This is a genomic window from Rhizobium sp. CBN3, from assembly GCF_030518245.1.
Taxonomy (GTDB): Bacteria; Pseudomonadota; Alphaproteobacteria; order Rhizobiales; family Rhizobiaceae; genus Rhizobium; species Rhizobium aethiopicum_A.
The window spans coordinates 64,723-78,930 of record NZ_JAULSE010000023.1 but is presented as its reverse complement, the minus strand read 5'-3'; the positions used below and the strand labels follow the sequence as shown (position 1 = coordinate 78,930).

At 60.8% G+C, this 14,208-nt stretch carries 13 protein-coding genes; 2 read left to right on the top strand and 11 right to left on the bottom strand.

All coding sequences use genetic code 11. The features are described 5' to 3' along the window. Nucleotides 1-254: 254 nt before the first annotated feature. The 4 genes from QWJ46_RS25780 to QWJ46_RS25765 all read right to left on the bottom strand — a co-directional run bounded on the left by QWJ46_RS25780 (nt 255) and on the right by QWJ46_RS25765 (nt 4,462). The gene (locus tag QWJ46_RS25780; protein ID WP_302754794.1) at nt 255-764 is read right to left on the bottom strand and encodes a GNAT family N-acetyltransferase; all 510 of its coding nucleotides are present in this window, start codon (nt 762-764) and stop codon (nt 255-257) included. Nucleotides 765-857: 93 nt separating this feature from the next. Then, nucleotides 858-3,011, bottom strand: a complete 2,154-nt coding sequence (locus tag QWJ46_RS25775) for a mechanosensitive ion channel family protein (RefSeq protein WP_302754791.1) — start codon at nt 3,009-3,011, stop codon at nt 858-860. 334 nt (nt 3,012-3,345) lie between these two features. Further along, nucleotides 3,346-3,726, bottom strand: a complete 381-nt coding sequence (locus tag QWJ46_RS25770) for a hypothetical protein (protein WP_302754790.1) — start codon at nt 3,724-3,726, stop codon at nt 3,346-3,348. A gap of 58 nt (nt 3,727-3,784) precedes the next feature. Next, complete coding sequence (locus QWJ46_RS25765) at nt 3,785-4,462, bottom strand: hypothetical protein (RefSeq protein ID WP_302754787.1); 678 nt, start codon at nt 4,460-4,462, stop codon at nt 3,785-3,787. Nucleotides 4,463-4,718: 256 nt separating this feature from the next. Between QWJ46_RS25765 and QWJ46_RS25760 the strand changes: the two genes are divergently transcribed. After that, on the top strand, nt 4,719-5,327 hold the full coding sequence (locus tag QWJ46_RS25760) for a TerC family protein (RefSeq protein ID WP_184459659.1): 609 nt from the start codon (nt 4,719-4,721) through the stop codon (nt 5,325-5,327). Between the two features lie 67 nt (nt 5,328-5,394). Here the strand turns inward: QWJ46_RS25760 and QWJ46_RS25755 are convergent, their stop codons facing one another. The 3 genes from QWJ46_RS25755 to metG are packed head-to-tail and all read right to left on the bottom strand — an operon-like array spanning nt 5,395 to nt 8,554. Next, complete coding sequence (locus QWJ46_RS25755; RefSeq protein ID WP_184459658.1) at nt 5,395-6,213, bottom strand: MBL fold metallo-hydrolase; 819 nt, start codon at nt 6,211-6,213, stop codon at nt 5,395-5,397. Between the two features lie 3 nt (nt 6,214-6,216). Continuing rightward, nucleotides 6,217-6,999 carry a TatD family hydrolase gene (locus tag QWJ46_RS25750; protein WP_302754782.1) on the bottom strand — a complete coding sequence of 261 codons (783 nt, stop codon included), beginning with the start codon at nt 6,997-6,999 and terminating at the stop codon, nt 6,217-6,219. Between the two features lie 4 nt (nt 7,000-7,003). Next, complete coding sequence (metG, locus tag QWJ46_RS25745) at nt 7,004-8,554, bottom strand: methionine--tRNA ligase (RefSeq protein WP_184459656.1); 1,551 nt, start codon at nt 8,552-8,554, stop codon at nt 7,004-7,006. A 232-nt stretch (nt 8,555-8,786) separates the two neighbouring features. On the opposite strand from metG, the gene QWJ46_RS25740 reads away from it, so the two are divergent. Further along, entirely contained in the window at nt 8,787-9,575 is a 789-nt protein-coding gene (locus tag QWJ46_RS25740) for a sulfite exporter TauE/SafE family protein (RefSeq protein WP_302754778.1), read from the top strand. 4 nt (nt 9,576-9,579) lie between these two features. Here QWJ46_RS25740 and QWJ46_RS25735 read toward each other — a convergent pair whose 3' ends face one another. The 4 genes from QWJ46_RS25735 to QWJ46_RS25720 form a co-directional block, all read right to left on the bottom strand. Next, on the bottom strand, nt 9,580-10,602 hold the full coding sequence (locus QWJ46_RS25735) for a DNA polymerase III subunit delta' (RefSeq protein ID WP_302754775.1): 1,023 nt from the start codon (nt 10,600-10,602) through the stop codon (nt 9,580-9,582). Beyond that, nucleotides 10,595-11,275, bottom strand: coding sequence for a dTMP kinase (gene tmk / locus QWJ46_RS25730; protein ID WP_302754773.1), 681 nt, complete (start codon nt 11,273-11,275; stop codon nt 10,595-10,597). The genes QWJ46_RS25735 and tmk overlap by 8 nt, the downstream gene beginning before the upstream one ends. Nucleotides 11,276-11,489: 214 nt before the next feature. Next, nucleotides 11,490-12,683, bottom strand: a complete 1,194-nt coding sequence (locus tag QWJ46_RS25725) for a D-alanyl-D-alanine carboxypeptidase family protein (RefSeq protein ID WP_184459652.1) — start codon at nt 12,681-12,683, stop codon at nt 11,490-11,492. A 70-nt stretch (nt 12,684-12,753) separates the two neighbouring features. Continuing rightward, entirely contained in the window at nt 12,754-13,854 is a 1,101-nt protein-coding gene (locus QWJ46_RS25720) for a septal ring lytic transglycosylase RlpA family protein (RefSeq protein ID WP_302754772.1), read from the bottom strand. Nucleotides 13,855-14,208 lie beyond the last annotated feature (354 nt).

Here is a 14,208-nt window from a genome sequence, read left to right as displayed (position 1 = left end):
CCACCAGGCTGAAGTCGCCATCCTTGCTCCCAACGTTGGTATTGACCAGCACGTCGAGAGGCGAGACTGTCGCATCTCTAACTGGCCCAACTGTCGCATTACTAAATAGCCCTTACAAACAAAAATCGCATAAGACTGATTATGGAACATGAGAGCGGATTTCCGACCCTTTGCTTTTGGCCACGAACCGTCTCTCCGCAATGGTCAGCAGGATTTATCGCCGAACGAGATTATCGGATAAAAGGCCGAGATGCCTAGTTCGGTCGGTCGAATGAAAGTAGCAGACTTTCCACTCCGCCCTCGATGACGTCTCGATACGGCAGAAAACCTGCGGACAGCGAACTACGAATAGCTATTTTGTTCTCTTTAGCGTGACAAATGAAACATTTGCAGTCGTCGGGAAAAAGCGAAGGAACCACGTTCAGCACATATGAGCGAAGCATAGCTTTCCCCAAGCCTCTCCCTAAGAACTGCACATCTCCGATAAATAAGTCGACCGCTACGCCGTCGTGCTCGCCCATCTCAGACGCGAATTCGGGATAGTCGCGAAGCAAATAGCACTGCAATTTTCCAAAAGGCTCCCCGTTATAACAAGCTATATGGCAATGGGTAGGATGGCGGGGATTCAGGCGTTCGGAATACTTCCTCTGAACTTCCTCGATCGTTATCGGCGTCTTCTGGTAGTGAGCACGCATATGAGGGTTATTTAGCCACTCACACAATAACGGAAAATCTGCCTCTGTCAGTGACCTGAAATCAATCATCTGGCTGTACCTTTAGGTCGATTGCTCGACAGGTTCGACTCGCACATCGCCCACGGGCATTCCAAACAAGGGGCATGGAAGCCCTGCGGTTTGTCACTCCTCAATCGGCGAGATGGGTTTTGTTGGTCTCTGGAGCTCCGACGCGGCGGCTGATGACGCTGCATCGGCCGTCCCGCCGGAGACATGCACCGTCGGAGTTGCAAACTGGATGCCCTTTTCGGCGAATGTCTTCTTCAGCATGGCAAGCGCCTTTCGGCGGACGCCAAACTGTTCGCCCGGTTTTGACATGAATTTCAGCCTGATCTGCACGCCATAATCCGCCATCTGCTCGATGCCCTGCATTTTCAAGGGCTCGATGATGTTGGGCCCGAGCTCGGCATCGTCCAGAAGCTCGACGCCAATGCGCTTGATGGTCTTGCGGACCTCCTCGAGGTCGCTGTCATAGTTCAGCGTAAGCGTAATGATGTCGATGACCCAGTCGCGGCTCAGATTTTGCACCGCGCCGAGTTCGCCGAATGGAACGATGGTGACAGGACCGCGGTGGTGTCGCAAGCGGATCGATCGCAGCGAAAACCCCTCGACCGTACCCTTGTATTTTGCCGCCTGGATATATTCTCCAATGCGGAAGGCATCGTCGAACAGATAAAACACGCCGGAGATGATGTCCTTGACCAGCGTTTGCGCACCGAAGCCGACAGCGATGCCGACGACACCAGCGCCAGCAAGCAGCGGCCCGATCTGAATGCCGACAGCATCCAGGATCATCAGGAAGCCGACAGCGCCGATCGCGAGGAACAGCACATTGCGAAGAATGGGAAGAAGCGTATTCAACCGCTGACGGCGGCGCGCCTCCGGCCCCTCCTGATGGCCTGCATTCACGCTTCGCGACGCCACTTCCATCTGCGTGTCGATCAGAGTGCTGACGAGCTTCCAGATGACGTCGGTCACCAGCAAGACGATCACGATCCGGATTCCCGCGCGGATCAGACGTGTGGTCACCGTCTCGGCTGCGGCAAGATCACCGAGATTGACATCCCACGCGCGGGCAATGAGCAGCGCGGCAACCACGATAAGGCCGTTGCGCAACGTCTGCATGATAACGACCGACCATCCCAAGACGGCCGGATCGTCCACTGAACGCTCATCCTGCGAATTTATGATGATGCGCCGAGTGATATCGCGCGCTACTGATACCGTCAGCGGCAGAAGCGCAATGACGATCACCGTCCAGAATGCAGCACGCAGTCCCGACACCCATAACAGCCACGAGAGAATAACGCTTGCGCTGAAGCCGACGCTGATCAGCCGGTTCACCGGCCGCCCGTCGGAACGGAACTGCCGCAGCCAAATCATCGCGATCAGCGCAATCGAGACGACCGCGAGCCATGCGGCGGTAAAAAGATCGACCAATATGGCCGGAGCCCCGATCGTTCGTATCACTTCGATGGTGGCCCAGCCGGCTGCCAACAGAGCGACCGTTGCAAGGAGCCAGTAGTACCAGAACCACGCAAGCGACGTCACAAGGGTCACAAGCCGCATATGCGGCAGGCGGGCGCCCGGCGCGATCACGATGCGGCCCACCAGCACGCCGAGGCGCACCATGAGCGCAGCTGACAGCAGAACGAGCGCAACATCGCGAAACACCGCGGGCCAGGGAAACAGGATAAAGGCGCCGAGGCTTCCGATGAGGTAGCCGATCAATGCGAGAAGCCCCATTGACAGCCGCCCGGCGTGCAGTTTGATCCGCTGCCGGACTGTGTCGGCAGGTGCGGTCAGTATAAAATGAAGGAGCCCTCGCCCCGACCACCAGGCGATGCGCTGCGCGAGAAATCCGCCTGCAACGAAGAGTGTGACCGCCAGGATCAGACCGACAGGGTCGATACGATTGTCTGTCTGGAAGAGCCGGATCGCCGCCTCGATCTGTCCCGGAAGGGTTGGAACTGCGTTGACGAGCGAGAGCAAGCGCTGGCGCAAATCCTGCAGTGAGGTCGCGATCGACGGCGGCGCTGGCTCTGGTGAGAGGGCGGCTGGCGGCGTGGGCTCCTGATTGCCGGGAACGATCCGATCGACCAGAGTGCGACCGGAATCGTCATTCGGCAATTCGATGATGACGCGGATCGGCGCCGAGGATCCGGATGACTCGGCCGAGGAAGCAGGATTGATGCCGATTGGCAGCAGCGTGGAAAACACGATCGTCAGGACTGTGAATATTTTCCGCAAGCGGTGGCGGTCGTCGTTGCTGCGCATGTGATCGTGATCCCCGGGACGGTGCCGCTTCTGCTCCAGAAGCTTGGCACTTGTGAAGCGTCACGCCATCTCCGTCAATCGACGAACCTGTCTGGCCGAGGCAGGCGGATCGTTGCCCAGCTGCGATCATTGCCGATCCTTGTCTCGCTGACGCATCATCGGGGCGCCCTCCCCGGGCTGCAGACTCCCTGCGGCACAGTGCTGGCTACGGTCGGTAATGTCACAAATGAATCTGGGGCAACAGCTGCGAGGTGCGGCCCGCAGTCAGACTACGGGCGGCACATCGGCTCGCCCCGAGTTGTCGGAGGACCGAGCGTCTCAGATGGTCAGCCCTTCACCACCGTCTCGTCTCAGAGGGGTGGCCGGCAAATCCGGCCAGCAAAACTCCGAACGGAAGGCTGCGAACGATTCTGGCGGCGATGAAAGCCGCGCCCGTGGCCAAGGCGAGCTTTGCCCAGGGATAGTTGCCGAGCTGGACATGGGCGCTTGCGTCAATCAGGTTTGCCTGGGCTCTCAGCGCCGATTCCGCATCCTCGCGCAGGATGCCGATCCGGGCGCGCAACAGCCTTACTTCATGCTGTAGGAGGTCGAGATCGTGGTCGGCCTTCTCGCGCGCAGTCGCGGTGGCGGCGTCGGCAAACGGCGGCTCACCTTCCGCGACCAGCTCATCGGGATCCGGCGGAAGGAAACCGTCGCGATTGATGGATGATTGCATGGACGTCTCCTCAATTATTCAGCAGGGGCGAACGAGGCCGGCTCCTCATGCCGACACATCAGTGATCATGTCGGAATCCCTGACTTTGGCTCGACCCGCCTTGCGACTGCGTCTGCGTTTGCCGGCCAGGATCGGTCGATGGCGAGCCGCCTCCGGGATAGGTATAGGCGCGGACCTTGGCGCTTCCATGCGTGGTGTCGCGCATCGCCACCGGTCGGGTTTCATCTTCGGATGATGTTTCGAACGCGCTTTCGGACACGGCCAGGTCGTCCGCGGCTCTGCCGCCACGGGCTGTGCCGGCAAAACCGGTATTCGCCCCGCCTTCCCGGCCGCTTTCCGATAACCAGAGATCTGCCCTCTCATCAATGTCGATGCTGCCCTCGTCGTCGAGAATATCGTGAACGGTCTCATAGAGCGCGTCGTCGATATCGTTGACTTGAACGAGGAAGCCGCCTCGCCGCAGCCCTTCTGCGTACATCGCGCGATCTTCATCCGGGAAGAAGAAGTCGGCCAGCGCGTCGAAGAAGCCGCTGCGGTCGTCGCTTATGGCGCCGGCATTCTTTCCATCCGCTTCATAGCCCGGCATCAATCTGATCCTCGCGACCGGCACACCTGCGTCCTCGAGACGGGAGATCGCAGATTCGGCTTCGGACCGGCTGTCGAAAAATGCGGTAAGACTGCCGCCGCCCATCGGGCCTGAAGAGCCCGGGTTGGTATCGTGGTGAATGTTGCTCACGGAACGCTCCTCTCGATGTCTCGTTCCAGCCGTCGACCCGACGCCTGGTTTCTGACTTGAAGAACCGGCAGCCGAGATGAATGTTCCACGGCAGTGGGGCGGATCGGCGGCATTCCATGGCAGTTCCATAACTTTTCCGCCTGTCCTTTTTCAGATACACCAGGCAGTGAATCGCACCGTCTGTTCCAGCCTTCGGCGGTTGACGTCAAACCATCGAGACGCTAGCACGGCTTTCGACGCATTGGGGACATTTCATATGGACATCTTCACGGCAGCCGGTCTGACGGCTTTGCTGCAGGTCATTGCTATCGACCTTGTTCTTGCCGGCGACAACGCCGTGGTTATCGGTCTCGCCGCTGCCGGCCTCGAGGCCACGCAACGGCGCAAGGCGATCATCGTCGGCATTCTTGCCGCGACGGTTCTGCGTATTCTCTTCGCCAGTGTCGCCGTCTATCTGTTGGCGATCGTCGGCCTGCTGCTGGCCGGCGGCCTTCTGCTGCTTTGGGTCTGCTGGAAGATGTGGCGCGAGCTTCGCAACGGCCATAACGAGGATCAGATAGCGGAAAGCGGCAAAGGCGCGCCGAAAAAGACCTTCTTCCAGGCGGCAACCCAGATCGTCATTGCCGACGTTTCGATGTCGCTCGACAACGTGCTCGCCGTTGCCGGTGCTGCGCGCGAACATCCGAGCGTCTTGGTCATCGGCCTCGCCCTGTCAATCGCGCTGATGGGTATTGCCGCGAACCTGATCGCCCGGCTGCTCGGCCGCCATCGCTGGATCGCTTATATCGGTCTGCTGATCATCCTCTACGTCTCGCTCGACATGATCTATCGCGGCGCCGTCGAGGTTCTTCCCTATATGCAATGACCTGTCCCAGGGTCGGGGCTCAATCCCCGATCCTGCTGCACGCGTGTAAGCATGCTGCAGCGCTGGGTTAAGCGAGAAACTCGGTCTCGAAGCTCATCTGATCAAACGCCGGCACCACGTGGTCCGGCGTCTGCGCCATCACTGCATCATAATCCAGCGGCGTATGCATGTGGGTGAGAATCGCCCGTTTCGGTTTCAGCCGGCCGATCCAGTCGAGCGATTGTTCCAGCGACAGATGGCTTGGATGATAGGTGTACTGCAGGGCGTCGATGATCAACACGTCGAGATTTCGCAGTTTCTCGACAGTCTGCGGCGGGAAATCGCTGATATCGCTGCAATAGGCTACATCACCGATGCGGAAGCCGAGCGAATTGATATCGCCATGCTGCTGGATATGCGGAAAAAAATCGATCTTGCCGCCGGGGCCGCGGATTTCGACGGGTTCGTCAAGATTTTCAATGACGACAGGCAGCACGATCGGTGGATAATTGCTGCCCGGCGGCGTCTCCAGGCAATAGCCGAAGGCTTCACGCAGCCTGTCCATCGTAAATTGGTCGGCGTAGATCGGCACTCGCCGGCGCGTATTGTGAAAATAGCCGCGCAGATCGTCGATGCCGTGAATATGATCAGCATGCGGATGGCTGTAGAGCACCGCATCGACATGGTCGGCCCCTGCCCTGATCATCTGCTCGCGAAAATCCGGTCCGGTGTCGATGACGACGGTCGTCACGCCGCCATCAGGAGCGAATTGCTGCACCATGAATGAGGCGCGCGTGCGCCGATTCCTTGGGTTGTCGGGGTTGCAGGCGCCCCAGTCGCCGGTGATACGCGGCACGCCAGGTGACGACGAACAGCCGAGAATGGTGAAGCGCCGCCGATAGAGCACCTGCTAGATCCTTGGCATTTTCGAGAACAGGCGCAAAGCGTTCTCCGTCGTGATCCGTGCGACGTCGGCATAGGAAAGGCCGATCGTCTCGGCGAGCACTTCGGCCGTATCGACGACATAGGACGGCTCGTTGCGCTTGCCGCGCCAGCGCTTCGGCGCGAGATAGGGCGCGTCCGTTTCCACCAGCAGCCGTTCATGCGGGATCGTCTTGGCGATCTCACGCAGTTCTTCCGATTTCGGGAAGGTCAGAATGCCTGAGAAAGAGATGTAACCGCCGAGTTCGACACCGGTCCGCGCCAGATCCGGCCCCGCCGAGAAGCAATGCAGGATGAAAGGGAAGGCCCCCTTCCCCGTTTCCTCGGTCAGGATGTCAGCCATGTCGGCATCGGCGCTGCGGCTGTGGATGACGAGCGGAAGCTGCGTTTCCCGAGCCGCGGCAATATGGCGGCGAAAGCCGGTCTGCTGGTCCTCAGGTGTCTGCGTGTCGTAGAAATAATCGAGGCCCGCTTCGCCGATCGCCACCACTTTCTCATGCGCTTTCGCCAGGCGCACCAGCTCTTCGGTTTGAATGTCCAACTCGTCGCCGGCATTGTTCGGATGGGTGCCGACGGAGCAGAACACCGACGGATATTTCTCCGTGATGGCGAGCAGCCCGTCGAGCTTGCGCACGCGCGTCGAGATCGTCACCATCTGCTTGACGCCGGCTTGGTGGGCGCGCGTGACGATCTCGTCGCGCTCCGCCTCGAAATCGGCGAAATCAAGATGGCAATGGGTATCGATCAGCACGGCCTCAGGCCTCCGGAGCCACATAACGCGGGAAGACCGGCGCCGGCGCTTCGAGCGCCGTCCTGGCAACGAGGCGGCCAGCTTCGCCAAGCGCGGCAAAATCTCGGCTGTCGGCAGGCGCGGCGACGAGATCGAGCAACTTGCCCGATGATTCCGGCATGAAGGGCTGCAGCAGGATGGCGATCTGGCGCACCACCTCGGCCGTGACGTACAGCACCGTGGCCATCCGCGCCGGATCCGTCTTCTTTAGCGCCCATGGCGCCTGGCCGGCGAAATAGCGGTCAGCCTCCGAAACGACTGATATGATCGAGGCGAGCGCGCGATGGATGAGCTGCTTGCTCATGTCCTCGCGCGTCGATGCATGCAGCGCGTCGGCCTGGGCCAGCATCGCCTTGTCCTCGTCGGTCAGCGGACCGCATTCCGGAATCTTGCCGTCGCAATTCTTGACGATCATCGACAGCGACCGGCTGGCGAGGTTGCCGATGCCGTTGGCGAGATCGGAATTGATGCGCGTGCCGATCGCCTCTTCGCTATAGCTGCCGTCCTGACCGAAGGAGACTTCGCGCAGGAAGAAGTAGCGCACCTGGTCGAGGCCGAAATGGTTCACCAGATTGACCGGATCGACGACGTTGCCGAGCGACTTCGACATCTTCTCGCCCTTGTTGAGCAGAAAGCCGTGGGCGAAAACGCGTTTCGGCAGCGGCAGCTTAGCCGACATCAGGAAGGCCGGCCAATAGACCGCGTGGAAGCGGATGATGTCCTTACCGATAATGTGCACATCCGCCGGCCAGTACTTCGCTCTCGGGCCATTCTTGTCCTCGAGATAGCCCGTCGCCGTGATGTAGTTGGTCAGCGCGTCCACCCAGACATACATGACATGCGAAGGGTCGTTCGGCACCTTGATGCCCCAGTCGAAGGTCGTGCGCGACACCGACAGGTCCTTGAGGCCCGACTTGACGAAGGAGATCACCTCGTTGCGGCGCTCGGCCGGACCGATGAAATCGGGATTGGCCTCGTAATGGGCAAGCAGCCTGTCCTGGTATTCGGAAAGCTTGAAGAAATAGCTTGCCTCTTCCACCCACTCGACGGGCGTGCCCTGCGGGCCGTAACGCACGCCGTCGGCGCGCAGCTCCGTCTCGCTTTCCTGGTAGTAGGCCTCGTCGCGAACCGAATACCAGCCGGCATAGCTGTCCTTGTAGATGTCGCCATTGTCGGCCATCAGTTTCCAGATATTCCGCGACGTTTCGTGATGACGCTCCTGCGTAGTGCGGATGAAGTCATCGTTCGAGGCGTTGAGCAGCTTCGCCATTGCCTGGAATTCGCCGGAGTTGCGGTCGGCAAGCGCCTGCGCGGAGATCCCCTCGGCCCGCGCCGTCTGCTGCATCTTCTGGCCGTGTTCGTCGGTGCCCGTCAGGAAGAAGACATCCCTGCCGTCCAGGCGCTGGTAGCGCGCCATCGCATCCGTCGCGATCAGCTCATAGGCGTGGCCGATATGCGGCTTGCCGTTGGGATAGGAAATCGCGGTGGTGATGTAGAAAGGTGTCTTGTCTGTCATGGCGGCCAATGTCCGGCTTATTCTATCAATGGTTAGCCGCTCTTAGCGCATGTCACCGTCAAGCGAAACATCAAGTTTCGCTGCGGTCCATGATTTCCAGGACACGGGGTCGTGAGCTTGACTCCGTCTCGCACGCAATTTACCGGTCGTCAGAAAGAGAGGCGGGACCGAACGACGTGCCAGTTTTCACCTACCACAATCCCGGTGGCCGGGCGCCGTTGGAGGCGCTTGCTTGACATTCGAGCCTCTCTATTCAATTTCGGGACTGTTTGTAGGCGCCCTTGTCGGCATCACCGGCGTTGGCGGCGGTTCGCTGATGACACCCCTGCTGGTGCTGCTCTTCGGCGTCCATCCGGCAACTGCCGTCGGCACCGATCTTCTCTATGCTGCGATCACCAAGACAGCGGGCACCGCCGTTCACGGCGTGCATGGGCGTGTCAACTGGAAGATCGTCGGCAGTCTCGCCGCCGGCAGCGTCCCGGCCGCCTTGCTGATGCTCTGGCTGCTAGCAGGTGTCGATCGCAAGAGCATCGGCGTGACCAACACCATTACATCAGCCCTCGGTTGGCTTCTCGTCATGACCGCGATCATGCTGATCTTTCGCGGCCCGATCCTTCAATTGGCGCGCCGCGCCATCGGCGAACGCACGCCGCCGCGAGCGACGACCATTCTTGCCCTAACCGTCATTCTCGGATTCTGTCTCGGCGTGCTTGTCACCTTGACCTCGGTTGGCGCCGGTGCACTGGGGGTGACGATCCTGCTCGTGCTCTATCCGAGGCTCGATGTGCGCGAAATCGTCGGCTCCGACATCGTCCACGCCGTACCCCTGACCCTGATTGGCGGCACCGGCTATTGGCTGATCGGCGAGATCGATTGGGCGATGCTCTTTGCCCTGCTCATCGGCTCGATTCCCGGTATCATACTGGGAAGCCTTCTGGCGCCGAGGCTGCACGAACGCATCATTCGCATTGTTCTTGCCGTGACACTTGGCGTCGTCGCATGGAAGCTGCTGGCCGGTTGATCCGTTAGAATCTTGGCTGCCTGATATCGGCGAGGATACTGATGATCGTCTGCTTGCGGTCGAGATTGTAGGCATCGGAGACGGTAAGTCGCTCGGTAACCTCCGAGTAGAGCCGTGCCAGCCGTTCGGCCGCGGCGATCTGTCCCTCGCCTGCCGCCGCGCGAGCGCGGCTCATGATGTCGTCGCCGACGTGGCTGACGAAGAAATCGAAAATCGTATCGCTTTCCTTGCCCGAAAGCGTCTCGGCCAGCCGGTGCATCGCCTTGCGGGCGGCTGGCCCCTCGGCGGAAAGCACCTCGTCATAACCGGCGATGATTTCGCTGCCGCCATAGTTCAAGAGCTTCAAGGCTTCGCCGACACTGCCCTTGGCCGCCGAAAGCACGCTGCCCTCGCCTGTTATGCCGAGATGGGCAAGGGCCGCAACGAGTGCCTCGTCGGCAAGCGGCGCCAGTTTCAGCGGCAGGCAGCGCGAGCGGATGGTCGGCAGCAACCGCCCCGGCGCATGCGACAGCACCAGGAACAGCGCCCGCTTCGGCGGCTCCTCGAGGATCTTCAGAATGGCGTTGGCCGCATTGCGGTTCATGTCGTCGGCCGGGTCGATGATGACGATTCGCCAGTTGCCGGTGCCTGAGGTCTGCGAGAAGAACTTGCCGGCGCGGCGCACCTCGTCGACGGTGATCGCCGATTTCACCCTGCCTGTCTTTTCGTCAACCGGCCGGGCGAGATGCAGGAGATTATGCGAGGCGCCGGAGGCGATCTGCCGGCTGACGGCGGAAGCGGGATCCGGATCGCCAATCTTCTCCGGCGCCGCGTCGGGATCGGGATGCGAGAGCACGTGGTTTGCGAAGCGGAAGGCGAGCGTCGCCTTGCCGATACCCTCCGGCCCTTCGATCAGAATGGCGTGATGACCCTTGCCGGATCGGTAGGACTGGGCAAGGAAGGATTCCGCCTCCTCATGGCCGAACAGCCTGGTATTTTCGGCGGGCCAGATGGCGCCGTCCAGCAGTCCCGGCCGATCTTCACTCATAATGGGCGGCTTCCGGCATCCGAGCGCGGTCTGCGGGCGACATCAGCCGCTTGACGATCGCCAGAATTTCGGCGGCGATCGCCTCTTCCGTCTGCATGGCGTCGACCACGTGGCAGCGCTCCGGCTCGCGGGCGGCGATATCGAGAAAGGCTTCGCGCCGTTTTTCGTGCGTTTCGAGTCGCTCCTTTTCGAAGCGATCGGGACCGTCCGAAGCGTTGCGCTTCTGCGCCCGCTCCAGGCCGATCTTCGCGGGAATATCCAATATCAAGGTGCAATCCGGCATGACGCCGTTGATGGCGACCCGCTGCAGCATCTCAATGAAATCGGGCTCAAGATTGCCGGTGATGCCCTGGTAGACACGCGAGGAATCCATGAAGCGGTCGCAGAGCACGATCTTGCCTGATGTCAGGGCCGGCCGGATCACCTCTTCGACGTGATCGTTGCGCGCCGCCGCAAAGAGGATCGCCTCCATCCGCGTGCCGAAGGCCTCGGCAGCGCCTGACAGAAGCACATGGCGCACGGCTTCCGCGCCCGGCGACCCGCCCGGTTCCCGCGTCACCAGCACGTCATGCCCTTCGCCTTTCAACGCTTCAGCGAGGCGGCGGATCTGCGTGGATTTCCCCGCGCCTTCCCCGCCTTCAAACGTAACGAACAGTCCCGTACCGGATGACAATGACAACTTCCCGCATTCCGGACGCCGCACGCCCGCGCGCCCCGCCTCTTCTATCTATCCGAAGACATCGGGAAGGAAAACCTTTCGCGGCGGCGACATAATCACCTTCCCCGCAAATTGTATCAGAAGGTCAGGCATTCAAGTCTGGAGCATGACTGTGCGGCAACGACACGCGGGAAAAGAAACGCTGCGCGCAAGAGCCTCATCCCGGCGTTCAGCCGGGGGCGGACTTGTCCCAGAGCCAGGAGAAGAACAGCGATTCGCCGAGTTCCAGCACGGCGTCGACCGCCCGGCTGCTGAGCGAGCCCTCGCCGACCGCCTGCGCGGTATAGAGCGGCACTTCCCTGAGCAGCCGGCTGCCGGCGAAAATCCTGAGCGTGCCGGCCTGATAATCCGGCTTCACCGGCGCCATCAGCGGCCAGTGATAGACGATGCGCGCCGAAAGCCGGTCGGGGTTGCTGATCGGAATATAGACACTGACCGGCACCTTGGCGACGAGATCGACGGTGCGCGCCGAGCCGCCATAGACGCTGGCTGCGCCGATCACTTCATGCTCGGTGAAGATCTGACGGCTCTCGAAGGCAGTCAGCCCCCATTCGAGCACGCGCTTGGCCTCCTCGGTCCGCTCCTTGTCGGAAGCGATGCCGGCAAGCGCCAGAAACAGCCGCCGGCCGTCGCGCTGGACCGACGCGACGATCGAATAACCTTCTCCCTCGGCAAAGCCGGTCGCAAGGCCGTCGGCGCCGAGATCGAGCCCGAGCAGCGGATTGCGGTTGCGCTGGAAGATCTTGTTCCATTCGAAATCCAGCTGCGCGAAATAGGGATAGAGATTGGGATAGGACTGCTGAAGGGCAGCGGCAAGCGTCACCATCTCGCGCGCCGTCACTTTGCTCTTGCCGTCCGGAAGGCCGGTGGAATTGCCGAACACCGCTTTCTCCATCCCGAGTTCGCGGGCGCGGCGGGTCATCGACTGCGCGAATTGCTGCTCGCTTCCGGCCATCCCCTCGGCGAGGATGATGCAGCTGTCATTGGCGCCCTGGATCGCGACGCCCTTGATCAGATCCTCGACGCGCACGCGTGATTTGAGGGCCGCAAACATCGTCGCCGTCCTTGACGGCGCGCCGCCGGTGCGCCAGGCATATTCGGAAACGGGATATTCGGTATCGAGCGTGATCTGACCCTTGGTCACTGCCTCGAAGACCAGATCCATCGTCATCAGCTTGGCGAGCGACGCCGGCGAAAAGCTCTGATCCTCATTCTTGGCGAGAAGCACCGTGCCGGTGGAGGCCTCGATCATATAGGCCTGCGCCGCCTTGGTGGCAAAACCGGCTGCGCCCCCATCGGCGGCATGTGCGCCGGCGGCGAGCGGCATCAGACATGCAAGCAGACGAAGCACAGGCCTCAGCATCGCAATTCCCATCGGTCAACGGCGTTTTGAGAAGGTTAGAGCGCGGCGAAATTCGATGCAATCGCCATGCTCAACGCGCTGCCGATTTTGCCTGCTGGCGCTTGGCCGAGGCAAGGATGGAAGCCTTTGTCAGCCCGTCATTGCGCACCATCACCGCATCGAAGGCGAGATCGACCGTTATCGTTTTTACCGCCTCGTTCTGGTAGCCGAGAGCGAGGGAAGGCTGAGAACCGCCATAGGGCCGCTCATAGGGCATGGGACCGATCTCCGGCAGCACGACCATCTGATCGAAGCCCGGCGAGGCATTGGGGGAAGAAGCCGGCGGCGCCACCAGAACATGGACGGCCGGCGCAAGGCCGGGCGCCGCATTGTAGCGCGCGCTCGGCGTCGAGCCGGCATAGGAGGTCGCCGACATCGGCACCGGCACATTAGCCGGCGTCCCGTAGTCTTCGGCGTTCTGCAACTGATCGCGGGTGATCTTGTGGCTGTTGGATGCGACCATCACGCCGGTTGCGATCTGCCCTTCCGGATTGATGCCGGGAATGCGGCTGCCCTTCGGCACGTAGGAGGCCATCAGATAGGGCATGTCATGGCCGTCCATGCGGGCGCGGCCGACATATTGCACGCGCACCTTACCGGTGCCGCTGTGCTGCAGATCCAGCATGTCGGCCGTCTTGTTGGAAAGGTCAATGATGCGGCCTTCGTGATAGGGACCGCGATCGTTGACGCGCACGACGATGGAGGAGCCGTTCTCGAGATTGGTGACGCGGGCGTAGCTCGGCAGCGGGAAGGTCGGATGCGCGGCAGAAAGATGCATCTGGTCATACACTTCACCATTCGCCGTCAGCCGCCCGTGAAAGGCCGAGCCGTACCAGGAGGCAACGCCGACCTTGTTATAGGCGAAATCTTCCTTCGGATAGTACCACTTGCCCTTCACCTCATAGGGGTTGCCGACCATGTAACGGCCGCCGCCCTTGGGGATATTGTTGCCGGTGGCGACGCGGGGGCTGGCCTTCACGCCATATTCGGATTCGGAGAAATATTCTTTGCCGTGGGCTCTTTTTTTCGGCACCCCCTGTGTCGTGCCGCATGCCGCAACCGTCGCACACATCGCCGATATCGCCAACCACCGCGCTGTCGTTGCGAAAGACGCCCCGTATTCCAGTTTCATGTGCCCCACGCCGCTCAAAGATCGTTATGGTTAAGGAACTCTGCCCCATCCTGGGTCAATAACGCCTTATCCCCGCCCGCCTAACGAGACTTTAATCTTGCTGAGTTCGTGGCAAATTTACGAACGATTTCGCAGCGATAGCGACAATTCCAACGATTATGGTTTATAAATTGCTAACGCGAAGTCTCCGCCCTGGCCTCCCGCTGTTGCAATGAGAGCCGAAATCGGCGTGCCGATGCGGAGCACATGGTAAACGTTGGCGGGATTTTAGAGGTCGGGAAGTACCGGATCGACACACCGACGATAGCAGCAGCTGTTCTAAGGACGCTGGCTGCAACTGGCGCCTTCGTCCCA